The organism is Dyella sp. C9, from assembly GCF_003332825.1.
Lineage (GTDB): Bacteria > Pseudomonadota > Gammaproteobacteria > Xanthomonadales > Rhodanobacteraceae > Dyella.
Window position 1 is genome coordinate 1 of record NZ_QIRF01000022.1, and the last position, 16166, is coordinate 16166.

Annotated in this window: 16 protein-coding genes and 1 pseudogene; 3 read left to right on the forward strand and 14 right to left on the reverse strand. The window is 66.0% G+C overall.

What is annotated here, in order from left to right; all coding sequences use genetic code 11:
• The 11 genes and pseudogenes from DVU99_RS18145 to DVU99_RS18195 all read right to left on the reverse strand — a co-directional run.
• Nucleotides 1–405: pseudogene (locus tag DVU99_RS18145) on the reverse strand (flagellin/flagellar hook associated protein); the annotation flags it as partial.
• A 211-nt stretch (nucleotides 406–616) separates the two neighbouring features.
• The gene (locus tag DVU99_RS18150; protein WP_114241644.1) at nucleotides 617–1999 is read right to left on the reverse strand and encodes a flagellin; all 1383 of its coding nucleotides are present in this window, start codon (nucleotides 1997–1999) and stop codon (nucleotides 617–619) included.
• Between the two features lie 233 nt (nucleotides 2000–2232).
• Entirely contained in the window at nucleotides 2233–3459 is a 1227-nt protein-coding gene (gene flgL / locus DVU99_RS18155) for a flagellar hook-associated protein FlgL (RefSeq protein WP_114241645.1), read from the reverse strand.
• A gap of 4 nt (nucleotides 3460–3463) precedes the next feature.
• Complete coding sequence (gene flgK, locus DVU99_RS18160; protein WP_114241646.1) at nucleotides 3464–5335, reverse strand: flagellar hook-associated protein FlgK; 1872 nt, start codon at nucleotides 5333–5335, stop codon at nucleotides 3464–3466.
• A gap of 18 nt (nucleotides 5336–5353) precedes the next feature.
• Entirely contained in the window at nucleotides 5354–6310 is a 957-nt protein-coding gene (gene flgJ, locus DVU99_RS18165) for a flagellar assembly peptidoglycan hydrolase FlgJ (protein ID WP_114241647.1), read from the reverse strand.
• On the reverse strand, nucleotides 6310–7446 hold the full coding sequence (locus tag DVU99_RS18170; RefSeq protein WP_232823655.1) for a flagellar basal body P-ring protein FlgI: 1137 nt from the start codon (nucleotides 7444–7446) through the stop codon (nucleotides 6310–6312). Before DVU99_RS18170 ends, flgJ begins: the two co-directional genes overlap by 1 nt.
• 29 nt (nucleotides 7447–7475) lie before the next feature.
• Nucleotides 7476–8159, reverse strand: coding sequence for a flagellar basal body L-ring protein FlgH (flgH, locus tag DVU99_RS18175; protein WP_114241648.1), 684 nt, complete (start codon nucleotides 8157–8159; stop codon nucleotides 7476–7478).
• A gap of 8 nt (nucleotides 8160–8167) precedes the next feature.
• Nucleotides 8168–8953: a flagellar basal-body rod protein FlgG gene (flgG, locus tag DVU99_RS18180; protein WP_114241649.1), complete on the reverse strand. Its 786-nt coding sequence runs from the start codon at nucleotides 8951–8953 to the stop codon at nucleotides 8168–8170.
• Between the two features lie 27 nt (nucleotides 8954–8980).
• A complete protein-coding gene (gene flgF / locus DVU99_RS18185) occupies nucleotides 8981–9721 on the reverse strand; it encodes a flagellar basal-body rod protein FlgF (RefSeq protein WP_114241650.1) in 741 nt (246 codons plus the stop codon).
• A 9-nt stretch (nucleotides 9722–9730) separates the two neighbouring features.
• Nucleotides 9731–10948 carry a flagellar hook protein FlgE gene (gene flgE, locus DVU99_RS18190; RefSeq protein WP_114241651.1) on the reverse strand — a complete coding sequence of 406 codons (1218 nt, stop codon included), beginning with the start codon at nucleotides 10946–10948 and terminating at the stop codon, nucleotides 9731–9733.
• Between the two features lie 33 nt (nucleotides 10949–10981).
• On the reverse strand, nucleotides 10982–11596 hold the full coding sequence (locus tag DVU99_RS18195) for a flagellar hook assembly protein FlgD (protein WP_232823656.1): 615 nt from the start codon (nucleotides 11594–11596) through the stop codon (nucleotides 10982–10984).
• Between DVU99_RS18195 and DVU99_RS20260 the strand changes: the two genes are divergently transcribed.
• The gene (locus tag DVU99_RS20260; RefSeq protein ID WP_255412924.1) at nucleotides 11544–11678 is read left to right on the forward strand and encodes a hypothetical protein; all 135 of its coding nucleotides are present in this window, start codon (nucleotides 11544–11546) and stop codon (nucleotides 11676–11678) included. The genes DVU99_RS18195 and DVU99_RS20260 overlap by 53 nt on opposite strands.
• A gap of 34 nt (nucleotides 11679–11712) precedes the next feature.
• Here DVU99_RS20260 and flgC read toward each other — a convergent pair whose 3' ends face one another.
• The 3 genes from flgC to DVU99_RS18210 form a co-directional block, all read right to left on the reverse strand.
• Entirely contained in the window at nucleotides 11713–12141 is a 429-nt protein-coding gene (gene flgC, locus DVU99_RS18200; protein WP_114241652.1) for a flagellar basal body rod protein FlgC, read from the reverse strand.
• Nucleotides 12141–12542 carry a flagellar basal body rod protein FlgB gene (gene flgB, locus DVU99_RS18205; protein ID WP_114241653.1) on the reverse strand — a complete coding sequence of 134 codons (402 nt, stop codon included), beginning with the start codon at nucleotides 12540–12542 and terminating at the stop codon, nucleotides 12141–12143. The genes flgC and flgB overlap by 1 nt, the downstream gene beginning before the upstream one ends.
• A 458-nt stretch (nucleotides 12543–13000) precedes the next feature.
• Nucleotides 13001–13933 (reverse strand): chemotaxis protein, encoded by a 933-nt coding sequence (locus tag DVU99_RS18210; protein ID WP_114241654.1) that lies wholly within the window; start codon nucleotides 13931–13933, stop codon nucleotides 13001–13003.
• A 167-nt stretch (nucleotides 13934–14100) separates the two neighbouring features.
• On the opposite strand from DVU99_RS18210, the gene DVU99_RS18215 reads away from it, so the two are divergent.
• Nucleotides 14101–15411, forward strand: coding sequence for a methyl-accepting chemotaxis protein (locus tag DVU99_RS18215; RefSeq protein WP_114241655.1), 1311 nt, complete (start codon nucleotides 14101–14103; stop codon nucleotides 15409–15411).
• Entirely contained in the window at nucleotides 15408–16097 is a 690-nt protein-coding gene (gene flgA / locus DVU99_RS18220; protein ID WP_114241656.1) for a flagellar basal body P-ring formation chaperone FlgA, read from the forward strand. The genes DVU99_RS18215 and flgA overlap by 4 nt, the downstream gene beginning before the upstream one ends.
• The last annotated feature ends 69 nt before the right edge of the window (nucleotides 16098–16166 follow it).

The window sequence follows — 16166 nt, forward strand, 5'->3', positions numbered from 1 at the left end:
CGAACCGTTGAACGTGGTCTGGTTCGCGATGCGGGTGATTTCCTGCAGGCGCTGCTGCACTTCCTGGTCGATCGAGGAACGATCGGCGTCGGTGTAGGTGCCGTTGGCCGCCTGCACGGCCAGGTCGCGGATCGCCTGCAGGTTGGCGGTGACCTGGTCCAGCGCCGAGCCTGCGGTCTGCGCCAGGTTGATGGCGTCCGAAGCGTTCGCGCTGGCCTGGTTCAGGCCGCCGATCTGCGTGGTGTACTGCTGGGAAATGGCGAAGCCGGCCGCGTTGTCGGCCGAGCTGTTGATCTTCAGACCCGAGGACAGGCGCTCGGTAGCCTGGGAAAGCGCGCTCTGCGACTTGCTCAGGTTGTTCTGCGTCTGCAGCGACGAGATGTTGGTGTTGATGACAAGAGACATGGATTGCTCCTACACGACCGTTGCCGGTCTGTTGGCCTGGTTGAAACCAGCGCCCGCCCCTCCTTCGGGAGCAACGGTCGCCTCAGGGGACTTTTCGGCCCCGCCAGGTCTTTCTTGAGGAAATCCATGCAACGACACCGGGCCGACGAGCGGCCCGGTGCGTTTTCCTTCGGCCCGGAACCACGCTGGCGTGGCCCGGCCCCCTGGGGAGTTACTGCAAGAGCTTGAGCACCTGCTGCGGGTTGGAGTTGGCCTGGGCCAGCACCGAGATACCCGCCTGCTGCAGCACCTGGGCCTTGCTCAGTGCGGCCGTTTCACCGGCGAAGTCGGCATCCTGGATGGTCGACTGCGACGACTGCAGGTTGGTGGTCTGCGCCTGCACCGTCGAGATCGTCGACTGGAAGCGGTTCTGCACCGCGCCCAGCTGCGCCGAGAAGTTGCTCACCGTCTTCAGGGCGACGTCGATGCGCGAGATCAGGTCGTTGGCGTTGTCCACCGAGCGGACGCTGCCGCCGGCCAGGGTACCGCCGGTGGTGGCGACGTCCTTGTTGTTGTAGGTCTTGCTGGTGTTCGCGTCGGTGGCCTTGTCGGTGATGATCGACGTGCCACTGTCCTCGATGGTCAGCGTGCCGCTGGAGTAGAAGTTGATGCCGTTGCCCGCCGCGTTCACGGCAGCGCTGACGCCGGTGATGCCCTGCGCGTTGATGGCGTCGGACAGATCCTGCAGGCTGCTGATGCCGCCCAGGTCGATCTTGGTGCCATTGATGGTCAGCGACTGGCCGGTGAGGTCGCCCGTAGCCACCGCGGCGTCGGAACCGTCGGCCTTGATCACGCCATCGGTGACGGCCTGGCCTGCCATCGTCACGCCCGTGCCCAGGGTCAGTGCGCCGGTGGTGCTGTCCACCGTGGCGACTTCGCTGCCGGCGGCCGAGTTGAGGGCCTTGGCCAGGCTGGCCACGTCCTTGTAAGAACCGGCGGCGACGGTGAACGTGTCGGTGCCATCGGAAACCGTCAGGTCGCCGCTGCCCACCACCAGGCCCGTGCCCACGGTGATCTTGCCGGTCGACACTTCGGCGACCTGGCCCATGGCACTGGCCTTGACGCTGGTGCCCAGGCTCACGCTGATGGTCTGGCCGACGTTGGCGCCGATCTGGAAGCTCTTGGTCTTCATCGAACCGTCGAGCACGTTCGAACCGTTGAACGTGGTCTGGTTCGCGATGCGGGTGATTTCCTGCAGGCGCTGCTGCACTTCCTGGTCGATCGAGGCGCGATCGGCGTCGGTGTAGGTGCCGTTGGCCGACTGCACGGCCAGGTCACGGATGGCCTGCAGGTTGGCGGTCACCTGGTCCAGTGCCGAGCCTGCGGTCTGCGCCAGATTGATGGCGTCCGAGGCGTTTGCGCTGGCCTGCTTGAGGCCGCCGATCTGCGTGGTGTACTGCTGCGAGATCGCGAAGCCGGCGGCGTTGTCGGCCGAGCTGTTGATCTTCAGGCCCGAGGACAGGCGCTGGGTCGCCTGCGACAGCGCGCTCTGCGACTTGTTCAGGTTGTTCTGCGTCTGCAGCGACGAGATGTTGGTGTTGATGACAAGAGACATGGATTGCTCCTTAAGAACCGTTGCCGGTCGTTGGCTGTGTCCTTACCGGCGGATATCTCCGTGGAGATGCCGACCGCCTCAGGGAGCGTTTCGGCCCGTTCCGCAAGTTCTTGAGGCTATTTCGACAAGTTTTCGCGAATTCATGCTCATTTATCGTTTTTACTTGCGGAAGACTGACAAAAAGAAACCCGGCCACGCCGTCATCGGGCGCGACCGGGTCCGGGCACAAAGCCTTACTTGATGTAGTTGAACAGGCTCATCGATTTCACCTGCGCAAACAGCTGCTGCGAGGCCTGCAGCGCGGTCTGCTGCAGCGACAGGTTGCTGATCGCCGTGTACGCGTCGACGTTCTGCACATCCGACAGCGCGGTCTGGTAGGTGACGTTGAGGTCCGAATACGTCGTCGACTGCTGCTGCAGCGTGTCCAGGCGTCCGCCCACGGCAACCTGCACATTGCTGATGGAGTTCTGCGTCTGGTCCAGCGACTCGATCGCGCGGTTGAGCTGGTTGGTCACGTCGGTGTCCGATCCGCCGCTCTGCAATGTGTTGATCATGTTGGTCAGCGTGGTGAACACATCCTGCGTGCCACCGGCCTTCACCGAGACGGTGTCGCCCGACGACGGCGTGCCGTCCATCGTGATCGACATGCCGTTGAAGCTGATGGTGCCGCCGTCGGTGTAGGTACCGGTCACCGGATTACCGCTGCTGTCCACCACCGGGTTGCCGTTGGCGTCGGTGGCGCTCCACGCACCATTGGCACCGAAGGTGATGGTGTAGCCGCCGCCACTGGTGGCCGCGCTGCTGTTCCATGCGGCCAGATCGGTGACGCTGTTTTCGCCCACCACCAGGGTGCCGGTATTGGACGAGCCGGCGCTTGCCTGGAAGGTGCCATTGCCGGTCGGGACGCTCATGAACAGGCCGGCGCCCGAGTCGTTGGTGGCGATCTGCAGGCCCGAGCCCACCGAGGTGTGCTGCTGCTGGCTGTTGCCCTGGTAGGTCACGGTACCGTTGGCACCGATCTGGAACGGACTCTTGGTATTGCTGGTGCCGGCGAACAGCGCATTGCCGTTGGCGTCGGTGCTGTTGCCCAGCTGCACCACCTGGTCGCGGATCTGGCTGAGCTGGCTGGCGATGCTGCTCAGGTCGCTGCTGGACATGGTGCCGTTGATCGCCTGCAGTGCCAGCGTGCGCGCCGTGGTCAGCACCGTGTTGATCGAGCTCAGCGCGCTCGACTCGGCGTTGAGACTGGTGGTCGCGCTATTGATGTTGGTGGTGTACTGCGTGTTCTGCGCAATGATGTGGTTGAGCGTGACGACCTGCCCCGCGCCGGCCGGATCATCCGAGGCGACGTTGATGCGCTGCCCGCTCGACACCTGGTTCTCGGTGTTGTTGAGCGAGCTCTGCTGGGCGAGCATGTTGTTGACCGACTGCTGGTACATCCAGCTGGTGGAAAGGCGCATGGCGTTAGCTCTGGATGGCGGTGATCAGGCTGGCGAAGATGGTTTGGGCAGTGGAAATGACCTGCGCCGAGGCCTGGTAGGCCTGCTGGTACTTCACCAGGTCGGCCGCCTCCTCGTCGAGGTTCACGCCCGACACGCTCTGCTGCGCCGACACGGCCTGGTTGTACAGGCTGGTCTGCGTGGTGAGGTTGGTCGAGGCCTGGCTGCCCGCGTTGCCGACGGTGGTGGTCAGTTGGCTGAACGCATCGGTCACCGACGTGCTTCCGCCATTGAGGACGTCGCTGTCGGCCAGTCCGGACATGGTCAGCGCGTTGCTGGTGTCGTTGAGGCCGTTGCTGTTGAGGCCAATGCTGAAGCTGTCGTTGGCGGCGGGCGTGCCGCTGGGCGTCACGCTCCAGCCGTTCGCGCTGATGGTCTGGCCGGCGGTGTAGCTGCCGCTGGAGATCACGTTGCCCGAGCTGTCGGTCACCTGATAGCTGCTTGCGGTGGGGAACGTCAGCGTGGCGGCGCCGGTCAGCGCGCTGTTGGACGGATCGGTGATCGACACCGAGCTGATCGCCCCGCTGCCCGTGTTGCTGCTCGAGGCAGTGGCACCGAGCAGCGCCGCGGCGGCGATGCCGTTCGCGCTGGTCATGCTTACACCCAGGCCGGAGGCGGCCTGCCGGGTCGGCTGGATCTCGTAGCTGTCGCCGGCCTGCGGCGTACCCGAAACGCTGATGGTGAGACCATCGGCCGACAGCGAACCGTCGGGGTTGGTGGTCATGGTCACGCTCTGGCCACTGGTGGTCTGCAGGTTCCAGTTGCTGCCGTCATAGGTCATCACGTAATCGGACGTGGTGAGCTTGGAGACGTCGCTGATGCTTGCCGATACGGTGGCGCTGCCCTTGTTGGCGCTGCTGGCCAGCACGGCCGGCGACGGCACGCTGAACATCGCGCTGCCCTGGTTGCCGTTGGCGTCGAGACCCTGGGCCTGCTGCGAATTCACGCCGCTGGCCATCGCGATGGCCACCTGGCCCAGCTGGTTCTGCACCGGCTGGAGCGTGTTCGTGCGGTAATTGAGCAACGCGCCCAGCGTGCCGCCGCTCACCTTGTTGCTGATGTCGGTGCCGGTGCTGTCGAACACGTCGGTCTGCGACGAGTCGTAGGCATTGTTGCCGCTGGACAGCGCATAGGAAGTGCTTCCGCTCACCAGCGCCTGGCCGTTGGTGGCATAGATGCTGATCGTGCCGTCGGGCTGGGTCGAAGTGCTCACGCCCAGGTAGCCGGAGAGCGTCTGCACCAGGTTGTCGCGCTGGTCCAGCAGGTCGTTGGGCACGTTGCTGCCGGCCTGCGCGATCTGGCTGTTCAGGCTGGCGATGTTGGACGCCACCGAATTGATGCTGTTCACCGTGCTGGTGATCTGGCTGTTCACCTGGCTCTGCTGGGACTGCAGTTGCTGTCCCAGCGTGTTGAACATGGTCACCAGCGAGCTGGCGCTGCCCAGCAGCGCCTGGCGGCTGGAGGTCGAGCCGGAGGCGTTGGCCAGCGTGCTGAAGGCGCTGTAGAAGCTGTCCATCGAGCTCTGCAGGCTCGTCGCGCTCAGCACGTTGTTGAGCGTTGTGGCCAGGTCGTTGGTGGTGGAGGCCGACTGCATGCTGGAGTTGGCCGTCCACATGGCCGAGGTCAGGTAGCTGCTGTAAGCGCGCTGCACCGACTGCACGTCCACGCCGCTGCCGGTGGTGTAGCGCGTGCCGGTGCCGCTGATGGCCTCGGTCTGCACCACGGTCTGGCGGCTGTAGCCGGTGGTGTTGACGTTGGTGATGTTGTTGCCGACCGTATTCAGCGCGATCTGGGCGGCACTGAGGCCCGATGAGCCGATACTGAGGAGGTTAGACATGGTTCATTCCTGAACAGATCACTCGGATGGATTCGGCCCGGAGCCGACTTTCTTGAGCGCACCGGCCTTCAAGGCGCCGAGTGCGTCACGCATGGCCGGGCTGTTGGCGATCGAGACCAGCTTGCGGGCATAGTCCGGATCGGTGGCATAGCCGCCGTTGATGAGGCCGCGGGCGAAGCCGACCACGTCCTCGCCGTGGTTGAGCGCACCTGCATAGCGCGGGTTGTCCGCCAGCAGCTGCGCGTAATCGTCGAAAGACTCGCCGGGGTTGTCGTAGGCACGGAAATTCGCGCGCCGGCGCACCGGCACCCCGTCCTCGAATTCCAGCGTGGGCACGCTGACCTTGTCGCCGCCCCAACTGCCGCCGGCCTTCATGCCGAACAGGTTGTTGCTGGTATCGCCGTTGTTGCGCTGGGGCATGTGCTGGCCCCAGTTGGTTTCCAGCGCCGCCTGGGCCAGCACCGCGCGTACCGAGACGCCGAGCTTCTGCGCCGCGTTCTGCGCGTAGGGCAGCAGCTGGCTCACGAATTCCTGCGCGTTCTCGGGCAGCCATTTCATGACGCGCGCACCGGCCGAACGGGCCGCGCCGGACACCGACTTCAGGCGTTCGCGCCAGTCGTCGCTCATCGCCGCGGCCGTGCCCTGGTCGGTACCGTTGGTGGTGGCGCCGCCGAGCTGGCGCACCAGCATCTGCGCGATGCCGATGCCGTTGCCGTGCTGCGACAGCTCGATGGAAAGCTGCTGGTCGAACATGTCGCGCCAGGCGTCGCCGGCCTGGCTGTCGAACAGGCCGTCGCCGGCGCTCGCCTCGCGCATCGACTTGAGCATCATCTGGGTGAAGATCGACTCGAACTGCTTGGCCACCTCGGGCAACACGCCCTTGGCATCGGTTTGCGCGCCCTGGCGCAACGCCTGGAAACCCGACAGGTCGGTCCAGGTGTTGAGGCTGTTGGCAGCGCTGGCCGTGATCGCCATCAGATCACCACCAGTTCCGCGTGCAGCGCACCGGCCTGCTTGAGCGCCTGCAGGATGGAAATCAGGTCACTTGGCGAGGCGCCGACCTGGTTCACCGCACGTACGATGGTGTCCAGGCTGGTGCCCGGGCCGAACTTGAACATGTGGCCGCCGTCCTCGCTGACCTGCACGTCGCTGTTCTGCACCACCTGGGTCTGCCCCTTGCTGAAGGGACCCGGCTGGCTCACCTGCGGCTGCTCGGTGATGGTGACCTGGATCGAGCCATGCGCGACCGCAGCGGGCGTCACCCGCACTTCCGAACCGATCACCACGGTGCCGGTGCGCGAGTTGACCACCACCCGGGCCGGCGCATCGCCAGGCGTGACCTCCAGGCCCTGGATGGCGCCCATCCACGCCACGCGCTGGCTCGGGTCCACCGGCCCGCGCACGCTGACCGAACCGCCATCCACGGCGCTGGCGGTACCCGCGCCATAGCTTCGGTTGATCGCATCGGCGATGCGCGTGGCCGTGGTGAAATCGGCAGTGTTGAGGTTGAGCATCAGGTCGCCGCCATTGGAGAACGTCGAGGCGACGGCGCGCTCCACCGTGGCGCCGTTGGGCACGCGGCCGCTGGCGGAGATGTTCACCTGCACGCTGGAACCGCTCTTGCCCTGCGCGCTCACGCCGCCCACCACCACGCTGCCCTGCGCCATGGCGTACACGTTGCCGTCGGCACCGCGCAGCGGCGTCATCAGCAGTTCGCCACCACGGATGCTCTTGGCGTTGCCGATGGAGGCCACCGTGATGTCGATGTTCTGGCCGGGCTTGGCGAACGGCGGCAACTGCGCCGTCACCGTCACCGCCGCGGCGTTCTTCAGCTGTGGACGCACGCTGGCCGGCACCGTGATGCCGAACTGCACCAGCATGTTCTCCAGGCTCTGCGTAGTGAACGGCGCCTGCGTGGTCTGGTCGCCGCTGCCATCGAGGCCCACCACCAGGCCGTAGCCGATCAGCTGGTTGCTGCGCACGCCCGCCACCTGGGCCAGGTCGCGGATCTTGTCCGCATGCACCGGCTGGTTCACCGACAGGCAGGCGCACAACACGATCAGCACGCCGCGGAGCACCCCGAGCACGCGATGCGCCGCGCGTTCAAGCATCCACGAAACAGGATAGGAAGAGGTGTTCATCAGTAAGGCATCCACTTCGAACTGAAGAAGCGCGACAGCCAGCCCTGGGTGTTGGAGTCGGCCAAGGCGCCCTTGCCGGTATAGGCGATCTGCGCATCGGCCACGCGCGTGGACGGCACGCTGTTGTCCTGCAGGATGTCCTGCGGGCGCACGATGCCGGCGATGCGAATCAGTTCTTGGCCCTGGTTGATGGTGAGCAGCTTCTCGCCACGCACCAGCAGGTTGCCGTTGGAAAGACGCTGCGCCACGGTGACCGTGATCGAGCCATTGAGCTGGTTGCTCTGGCTGCTGTCGCCGCTGCCGTCGAAGCTGCGGTCGCCGTTGAGGCTGCTGTCCGCTGTCTGGCCGCCCACCTTGAGCGTGTGGCCCAGCAGGCTCGGCGCACTGATCGTGCTGGAGTCCTTCTTGCTGGTGTTGGTGGTGGCCTTCTTCGACGCCTGGGTGCTTTCCACCAGGGTGATGGTGAGGATGTCACCCACGCGATGCGCACGCGCGTCGTTGAACAGCTCCATGCCTTGCTCGGCATGGTAGATGGAGCCGTCCGTCGGCGGCGGCGCGGTGGGTTCCACCGGCATGGTGGCGGCCCACTGCTGTTCGTCGTGCCTGGCCGGCATGACGCAACCGGCCAGCATCGCGAGCGCGAGCACCAGGGAGGTTCGGGACAGGTAGCGGAAGCACGACATGGCAGTACTCACATCTTGTCGGTCAGGTCTTGCAGCATCTGGTCGGTGCTGCTGATCGCCTTGGAATTCATTTCGTAGGTGCGCTGCGTCTCGATCATGTTGACCATCTCGGCCACCACGTTGACGTTGGACGACTCCAGCGAACCCTGCAGCAACGAACCCATGCCGTTGAGCGACGGCTGACCGGTCTGCGGCGCGCCGCTCGAGGCCGTCTCCACGTACAGGTTCTGGCCCATCGGCTGCAGGCCTGCGGGGTTGATGAAATCCGCCAGCTGCAGCGTGCCCAGCGTCTGCGGCGTGGCCGCCGAAGTGGTGGTCGCCGACACGGTGCCGTCGCTGCCGATGGTGATGCTTTGCACGCCCTGCGGAACGGTGATGGCGGGATCCAGCGGATATCCATCCGAGGTCACCAGCTGGCCGTTCGCGTCGGTCTGCAGCGAACCGGCGCGGGTGTAGGCCACCGAGCCGTCCGGCATGCTCACCTGCAGGAAGCCGCGCCCCTGGATCGCCACGTCGAGCGAATTGCCGGTCTGCGTGATGCTGCCTTCGGTAAACAGCTTCTCGTTGGCCACGACCTTCACGCCGGTGCCGAGCATCAGGCCCGACGGCGACATGGTCTGTTCGGTGGTCTGGCCACCGGGCTGGCCCTTGTTCTGGTACATCAGGTCCTGGAACGACGCGCGCGAACTCTTGAACGCGGTGGTATTGGCGTTGGCCAGGTTGTTGGAAATCACGTCCATGCGCGTCTGCTGCGCGTCAAGGCCGGTCTTGGCAATCCACAGGGAAGAAAACATCGGTCACTCCATGAGAGGTCGGGCGGATCAGCTGGACTGCATCAGCTTGATGGCGGAATCGGCGTCGTCCTCGGAGGTCTTGATGGACTTCACCTGCATGTCGTACTGGCGCGACAGCGCGATCATCTTCACCAGCTCGGCCGAAGGATTGACGTTGCTGCCCTCGAGCTGGCCGGAGGTCAGCGTCACCGTATCGTCGGTATCCGCCGTGCTGCCGTCGGCCATGTGCATCAAGCCGTCGCTGCCCTTGCTCATCTGCGCGACATCGGGATTGACCAGCTTGATGCGGTCGATGGTGGTACCGGAATTGGGCCCCTGCCCCAGCGGCACGCTGGAGATGGTGCCGTCGTTGCCGACGCTGATCGAGGTGGCCTGCGGAATGGTGATGGGCCCGGAACTGCCCATCACCGGGTTGCCGGCGGCGTCGGTAAGCCCGCCATCGGCCGTCATCTGCAAGTCACCCGCGCGGGTGTACGCCTCCGAACCGTCCGGTGCCTGCACGGCGATCCAGCCGTCGCCGCGCACGGCTACGTCGAGCGAACGTCCGGTGTTGATGGGCGATCCCTGGTTGTTGCTTTGCCCTATGCCTTGCGCCACGGCGTTGATGCGCGAGCCGGTGCCCTGCCCGAGCACTGGCACGCTCTGGAACGCCGACAGCTCGCTCTTGAAGCCGACCGTGGAAGCGTTGGCCAGGTTGTGGCTCACCGCATCCTGGGCACGCATGATCTGCGTGGCCCCGGTCATCGCTACGTAGACGGAACGGTCCATGGCGGTCTATCAGCGCGAGATCGCGTTGAACAGCGACGACGTCATGGTGTTGTCGGTGGACAGCACCTGCGCATTCGCCTGGTAGTTGCGCTGCGCCTGGATCATGTCGACCAGCTGCGCCGTGGTGTCGGACGTGTTGGACGACTCCAGCGCACCCGACTGCAGGCTGCCGAACTGGCCCACGCCCGCCGTGCCCATCACCGCCGGGCCGGAGTTGGTGGTGGCCGACCAGCTGGTGTTGCCCACCTGGGCCAGGCCCTGGGTGTTGGCGAAGTTGGCAATGGCCACCTGGCCGAGCTGCACGGTCTGGTTGTTGGAGTAGTTGGCGGTGACGATGCCGTTGCTGTCGATGTTGACGCTCGACAGGGTGCCGGCCTCGTAACCGTTCTGCGTGATGGTGCCCGCCGAGTAGGCCGTGCCGTACTGGGTGGTGTTGGTGACGTTCATCGACAGCGTCAGCGGCGACGAACCGTTGCCCAGCGTGACCGAATTGAAGTTCAGCACGCCATTGGTCGGCGAGGACAACGCACCACTGGAGTCGAAGGTCAGCGCCTGGGTGCCTGCGTCCTGGCCGTCCACGTAGAGGTTGGCGTTCCAGGTGTTCGTGCCGGTCTTCACGTAGTAGACGGTGGCCTGGTGCGAACCGCCCTGCGAGTCATACACGGTCACCGGGGTGGCCGCGTTGTAGCTGGTCGAGTCGGAGGTGCTGAACGCGTTGGTCGGCACCGTGGCGCTGGCCGGCAGGTTCGAGGTCATGGTCAGCTGCGTGGTGGCCGACGCGTTGCTCTGGTTGGTCACCAGGCGCAGGTCGGTCAGCGTGCTGGTGTCGAAGCCACCGATGCCGTTCGGCGGATAGACCTGCAGCTTGGCACCGCTGGTGGTGGTGACGTAGCCGTTCTGGTCCTGCTGGAAATCACCGGCGCGGGTATAGGTGTTGCCGCTGCCGTCGTTCACCACGAAGAAGCCGTTGCCGCTGATGGCCAGGTCCAGGCTGTTGTTGGTGGTGGTGATGTCGCCCTGGGTGAACTGCTGGGCCACGTCCTGCAGGTAGGTGCCGCTGCCGACCGCGGTCGAGCTGAGGTTCAGGCCGGTGACCGCATAGATGTCCGAGAACTCCGCGCGCGAACCCTTGAAGCCGGTGGTGTTGGCGTTGGCGATGTTGTTGGCGATGACGTTGAGGTCGGACTGGGCTGCATTGATGCCGCTCAGAGCTGTATTCAGTGCCATGTGTTTTCCTCGTGGGAAGGTGTGCGTGAAGCGTCAGAGGATCTGCGCGACCTGGCCGAGCGATACACCGCCCACGCCGGAGACCTGCAGGTAAGTGCCCAGCGAACTGCCGCCGTAGCCCACGCCCGTCACGGTGCCGGCCACATAGGTGTTGAGCGAGGTGCTGCCGCTGGTGGCAGACAGGGTGTAGGTGCCTTGCGCCACGGCGTTGCCGTTGTCGTCAGTGCCATCCCAGGTGAACTGGGACAGGCCGGCACTCTGGTTGCCCAGCGACATCGTGCGCACCACGTTGCCGCTGGCATCGAGCACCTGCACGCTGACGCTGCCCGAGCTGGGCACGTTCACGGCGCCGGTGACGCTGTCGCTGCCGTCGAAGCTCACCGTGCTCGAGGGCACCATCACCTGGCGGTTGACCAGGTTCGACGAGTTGAGCACCTGCGAGGTCTGCATCGCGGAGCTGACGTTGCTGCTGAAGGTCTGCAGGTCGGTGTCCAGCTGCTGCGTCGCCGACAACTGGCTGAACTGTGCCATCTGGGAGACGAACTGCGAGTTGTCCACCGGATTGGTGGGGTCCTGCGCCTGCAGCTGTGCGGTCATGAGCTGCAGGAAATCGGCCTGCGTCATGGTGCTGGACAACGCGGAATTCACGCTGGACGTGCTGGAGCTGGAACTGCTGGAGGACGAGCTCGAACTGCTGCTCGTGCCGGTGCTGTTGCCGGTGATGCTATAGCTTGGGATGGTGGACACGTTGGCTTCCTCCCGGCTTACTTGCCGAGGTCGAGGGTCTTGAGCATGAGCTGCTTGGTGGTATTCATCGCCTCGACGTTGTTCTGGTACGAGCGCGACGCGGAAATCATGTTGACCAGCTCGTCGATCGGATTGACGTTGCTGCCGTAGACGTAGCCGTTGTCGTCGGCCATGGGGTTGCCCGGTTCATAACGGGCCTGCACATCGGCCTGGCTTTCGGTGATGCCTTTCACCTGCACGCCGACCGAGCTGTCGTTGTCGGCGTTGGTGGCGCCGCCGAGCGAACGCTGGACGGCGGCGAACAACGGCTCCTTGGCGCGATAGGCGCCTTCGGCCGTGCCCGACACGCTGTCGGCGTTGGCCAGGTTGCTGGCCACGGTATTGAGGCGCAGCGACTGCGCCGCCATGCCCGAGCCGGCGACATCGAAGATCTTGAACAGTGACATCAGCTCTGGCCTCCGGTGATGGCCGTGCGCAGCATGTGGATCTGCGCCGTGATGAAGGAAAGGCTGGCCTGGTAGTGCACGCCGTTGGCGGCGAAGTTGGCCTGCTCGACCTGGGTGTCGACGGTATTGCCGTCCATGGTGGGCTGGCTGGGCACGCGGTACGCCAGCTGTTCCGCGGCCTGCGCCTGCGGATCGATCTGTCCCTGCTGGGTGATCGTCATCGGCAGCTTGTCGCTCTGGCCACTGGCCTGCGACAGCGCCTGCTTGAAGTCGACATCGCGCGCGAGATAGCCCGGCGTGTCGGCATTGGCAAGGTTACTGGCCAGCACCTCGCTGCGGCGCTGCCAGGTATCCAGCGCCTGCGTATGCAGACCAAACAGGTTGTCGTTGATCGAACTCATCACTCACTCCTGCGGCGGAGGCCGCGGGAGGCTTTGAGCAAGTTGCGTGCCACGCTGCTGCGTGACTGCGGGAAGCGGCGCCGTTACTGGGTTTGCGCGGGCTCGGCTGCATGCGCCAAAAAAGCGCCGACGGAATTTCGACGCACCGCGCAGCGGCTTCCCGACACTTCGGACCGGGCCTCACCATCAGCCACATCCACGCTTGGCGCCTCTTGCAAGATCGCACCCTGTGCGCGAAACACGCGGGCCTCGGCCCCCATCCGGTACACAACGACGATGGCCAAAAGCGGGCGCGACCGGTTTTCGCCAGGCGCTGGGTGAACAGGCAGGGACTGAGCGGGTTTGGATCGCGCACAGGGTGCGCTCCTACAGGACGACGAAAGCTGTCGTCACTCCGCTCTTTGTGGAAGCGCACCCTGTGCGCGAAACGCCCTCTCCCGTCCATAGAGGGCGCAATCTCAGAATTTCTCGAAGTGCTCCGGCATCAGGTCGAGCACGGTCTGCGCCAGCAGGTCGGGCTGGAACTTGGCCACGAAACGATCGGCGTTCACTTCGCGCACCATCGCCTCATTGAAGATACCGCTGATGGAACTGTGCAGCACCACTTTCAACGGCCGCAGCGAAGGCGTTTCGCGAATGGCGCGGGTGAGCGCGTAGCCATCCATGCGCGGCATCTCGATGTCGGACACCACCAGGGTCACGCCCTGACCGTCCGGCGCCTGCGCCAGTTCTTCCAGGCGCTGCAGCGCCTCGCGGCCGTCCTGTGCCACCACGCATTCCACGTCCATCTGGCGGAACAGGCCCACCAATTGGTTGCGTGCCACCAGCGAGTCGTCCACCACCATCACGCGACGCGGCTGCAGGTCGTGCACGCGCGCCATGCGCTGCATGGGCGCAGACAGCTCGGTGGCGGTGGCATTGAGGCTGGCCAGCACGTGCTCCACGTCGACCACCGCCACCAAGGCGCCATCGATCCGCGTCACCGCATTGACCTTGGTGCCAAAGCCCAGCGCCGCCGGCGGCGCCGCCAGCGACTCACCCTCGCAATGCACCAGGCGCTGCGGATCGGCCACCAGGAAGCCCTGCACGGTGCGACTGAACTCGGTCACCATCAGATGCGCCGACGGTTCGTCGCGCAACGACGGATAACCCAGTGCCACGGCCAGGTCGATCACCGGGATGGTCATGCCACGGTAGTCGCAGCTGCCGGCCAACAGTGCGTTGGCGTCGGGCATGCGCTCCATCGGCGGGCGTCGCATGACTTCGCGCACCTTGAATACATTGATGCCGAACAGTTGCTGGTCGCCCATACGGAACAGCAGCATCGCCACGCGATTGTGCCCGGCCAGCCGGGTCTGCTGTTCCACCTTGTCCATCCACGCGCCGCTCATGCGGACTCCTCGCCAGGCGGCCTAGCCGCGGGTCATCGCTCGCGTATCGGCCAGAACGCGGCTTGCTTTAGCCCGACGTCGCCACGCATGGCACGCCGTTTGCTTCTCAAGTTTCGACGTCTCCCGCCGATGCGGGAACGACCCTTGTACGAAGGAAGCACCCACTCATGAGCCTGATCTGGAGCCAGCACCTTGCCGAGCTTGCGCGCGCCGCCGCGGCGGGCGACCGGGCGCGGGTGACGCAACTGTCCGCACGCCACCCGCGCGCCGCACAGGCCTTGGCGCCGCTATTGGCGGCCATTCCCGCCGCCCAGCAAGCACCCGCTGCCGTGGCCCTGCAGCCCCTGGAGCAGCAGGGCCTGGTGCTCAGTGCCGCCCAGCAGCTGGCCCGCGAACAGGCGGCCATGCTGCAGACGGCGGAGGAAAACCGTGACAGCGTCGGCCGCTTGACGGACGGCAGCGCCGGAATCTCGACGTCCCTGCAGCAGATCGCCACCGGCCTCGACTATGCCCGCCAGACCGGCGAAGCCAGCGAGCGCAGCGTGAGCGAACTGGACGGCCAGCTGCGCCTGCTGCGCACGGCGCTGTCCGCGATGAACCGCAACCAGAGCAAGCTGGCCGAGCAGGTGGCGCAGATCCGCAAGCTCACCGGCGTGGTGCAGGAGATCGCCCACCAGACCAACCTGGTCGCGCTGAACGCGGCCATCGAGGCGGCACGTGCCGGCGAGGCCGGCCGCGGTTTCGCAGTGGTCGCCGACGAAGTGAAGCAGCTGGCCGAGAAGACCAGCCAGGCCACCGGCGAGATCGAGCAGGTCACCGGCTCCATCGGCGAGTTCTCGCTGCAGCTGGACGGCGACGTGCAGCAAGGCCTGCAGCGCCTGGAGCGCGCGCAGGGCGGCGTGACCCAGACCGAAACCTCGCTGCAGGACAACGGCGAGGCGCTGCGCCAGATCAACGAGCGCATCGGCACCATGCACAAGAACCAGGACGCCCAGCACGCCCGCGCCGTCGCGGCACAGGCGGCGCTCGGGGCATGGCATCGCCGCGCGGCGGAAACCAGCCGCCAGGCCGAGGCCGTCAGCCGCGCTGCCCTGCTGTCGCACTGCCTCACGCTGGACTGGCTGGAGACCGAGAGCGGCAACGACCCGGCCAGCCTGAGTCTGACCGTGCGCGAAGCGGCCCAGGGCCTGCGCCAGGCCATGGAGCTGGCCCTGCAGGAGCCGGCGGCGCTCGACCGCCGCTGGTTCGACACGCAGACGCTCAGCCGCTCGCTCGACCGCCTCGCCTCCCGCCACGGCGCGCATCCGGCGGTGCCGGCGCTGACCGCTACCGGCGCGCGCCTGCGTGAGCATGGCCACACCTTCGCCACCCTGCTGTGCGACGGCCAGCTCGACCAGGCCAACCAGCTGGTGAGCCAGTTGGAAAGCGAGCGCGAAGCCCTGCTGACCCAGCTCAACCTGTTGCTGGCCGACGCATGACGCACCGCCCGCTGGTCGCCCTGCTGCTCGCTGCCCTCGTGCTGCCCGCCCATGCGGCGGAGCCGGCCGAGGCCGCGCGCGCGACCGCGGAGCAATGGTTGCGCGGCCAGTACGCCGCCGACGGCAGTCGCGTGGTCACCCAGGCCGCCAAGCTCGACATGCGCCAACCGCCGGCCCCCTGCCAGGCGCCGCTCAGCGCCAGCCTGCAGGACGGCACGCGCCTGATGCCACGCATGAACGTCACCGTGCGCTGCCCCGGCAGCGACGGCTGGACGCTGCGCGTACCGGTGCAGGTGCAGGTGTTCCGGCAGGTGCTGGTGCTCACCCACCCGCTGCAACGCGGCGACGGCGTGCGCCCGGACGACGTGCGCAGCGAAGAACGCGACATCACCCGGCTGGGCTACGGCTATGTGAACGACCTGGGCGAGGTGGACGGCCGCGTACTCTCCCGCGCCCTGGGCGCCGGCAGCGTGCTCACCCCGGCGGCCCTGGGGGGGCGCTCGGCAGTGAAAGCCGGTGATCAGGTCCAGCTGCTATCAAGGCTGGATGGCATCGAAGTACGCGCCAGCGGTATTGCGCTGGGCAGCGGCGACAGCGGCTCGCGGTTGCGCGTGCGCAACGGCAGCTCGGGCAAGGTCGTGGACGCCATGGTCACCGGACCGGGCGAAGTACTCGCCCTGCCCTAGTACGGAACACTAAAGTTTGCGGCCACCCGGCCGATCCTGTTGGCAACAGGGCCAAAACCGCATCAGAGA

Excerpts from the sequence above, each read along its gene's own strand:
- DVU99_RS18150 (WP_114241644.1), bottom strand. The coding sequence starts at position 1,999 with ATGTCTCTTGTCATCAACACCAACATCTCGTCGCTGCAGACGCAGAAC.
- flgL (WP_114241645.1), bottom strand. The coding sequence starts at position 3,459 with ATGCGCCTTTCCACCAGCTGGATGTACCAGCAGTCGGTCAACAACATG.
- flgK (WP_114241646.1), bottom strand. The coding sequence starts at position 5,335 with ATGTCTAACCTCCTCAGTATCGGCTCATCGGGCCTCAGTGCCGCCCAG.
- flgJ (WP_114241647.1), bottom strand. The coding sequence starts at position 6,310 with ATGGCGATCACGGCCAGCGCTGCCAACAGCCTCAACACCTGGACCGAC.
- DVU99_RS18170 (WP_232823655.1), bottom strand. The coding sequence starts at position 7,446 with ATGCTTGAACGCGCGGCGCATCGCGTGCTCGGGGTGCTCCGCGGCGTG.
- flgH (WP_114241648.1), bottom strand. The coding sequence starts at position 8,159 with ATGTCGTGCTTCCGCTACCTGTCCCGAACCTCCCTGGTGCTCGCGCTC.
- flgG (WP_114241649.1), bottom strand. The coding sequence starts at position 8,953 with ATGTTTTCTTCCCTGTGGATTGCCAAGACCGGCCTTGACGCGCAGCAG.
- flgF (WP_114241650.1), bottom strand. The coding sequence starts at position 9,721 with ATGGACCGTTCCGTCTACGTAGCGATGACCGGGGCCACGCAGATCATG.
- flgE (WP_114241651.1), bottom strand. The coding sequence starts at position 10,948 with ATGGCACTGAATACAGCTCTGAGCGGCATCAATGCAGCCCAGTCCGAC.
- DVU99_RS20260 (WP_255412924.1), top strand. The coding sequence starts at position 11,544 with ATGAGCTGCAGGAAATCGGCCTGCGTCATGGTGCTGGACAACGCGGAA.
- flgC (WP_114241652.1), bottom strand. The coding sequence starts at position 12,141 with ATGTCACTGTTCAAGATCTTCGATGTCGCCGGCTCGGGCATGGCGGCG.
- flgB (WP_114241653.1), bottom strand. The coding sequence starts at position 12,542 with ATGAGTTCGATCAACGACAACCTGTTTGGTCTGCATACGCAGGCGCTG.
- DVU99_RS18210 (WP_114241654.1), bottom strand. The coding sequence starts at position 13,933 with ATGAGCGGCGCGTGGATGGACAAGGTGGAACAGCAGACCCGGCTGGCC.
- DVU99_RS18215 (WP_114241655.1), top strand. The coding sequence starts at position 14,101 with ATGAGCCTGATCTGGAGCCAGCACCTTGCCGAGCTTGCGCGCGCCGCC.
- flgA (WP_114241656.1), top strand. The coding sequence starts at position 15,408 with ATGACGCACCGCCCGCTGGTCGCCCTGCTGCTCGCTGCCCTCGTGCTG.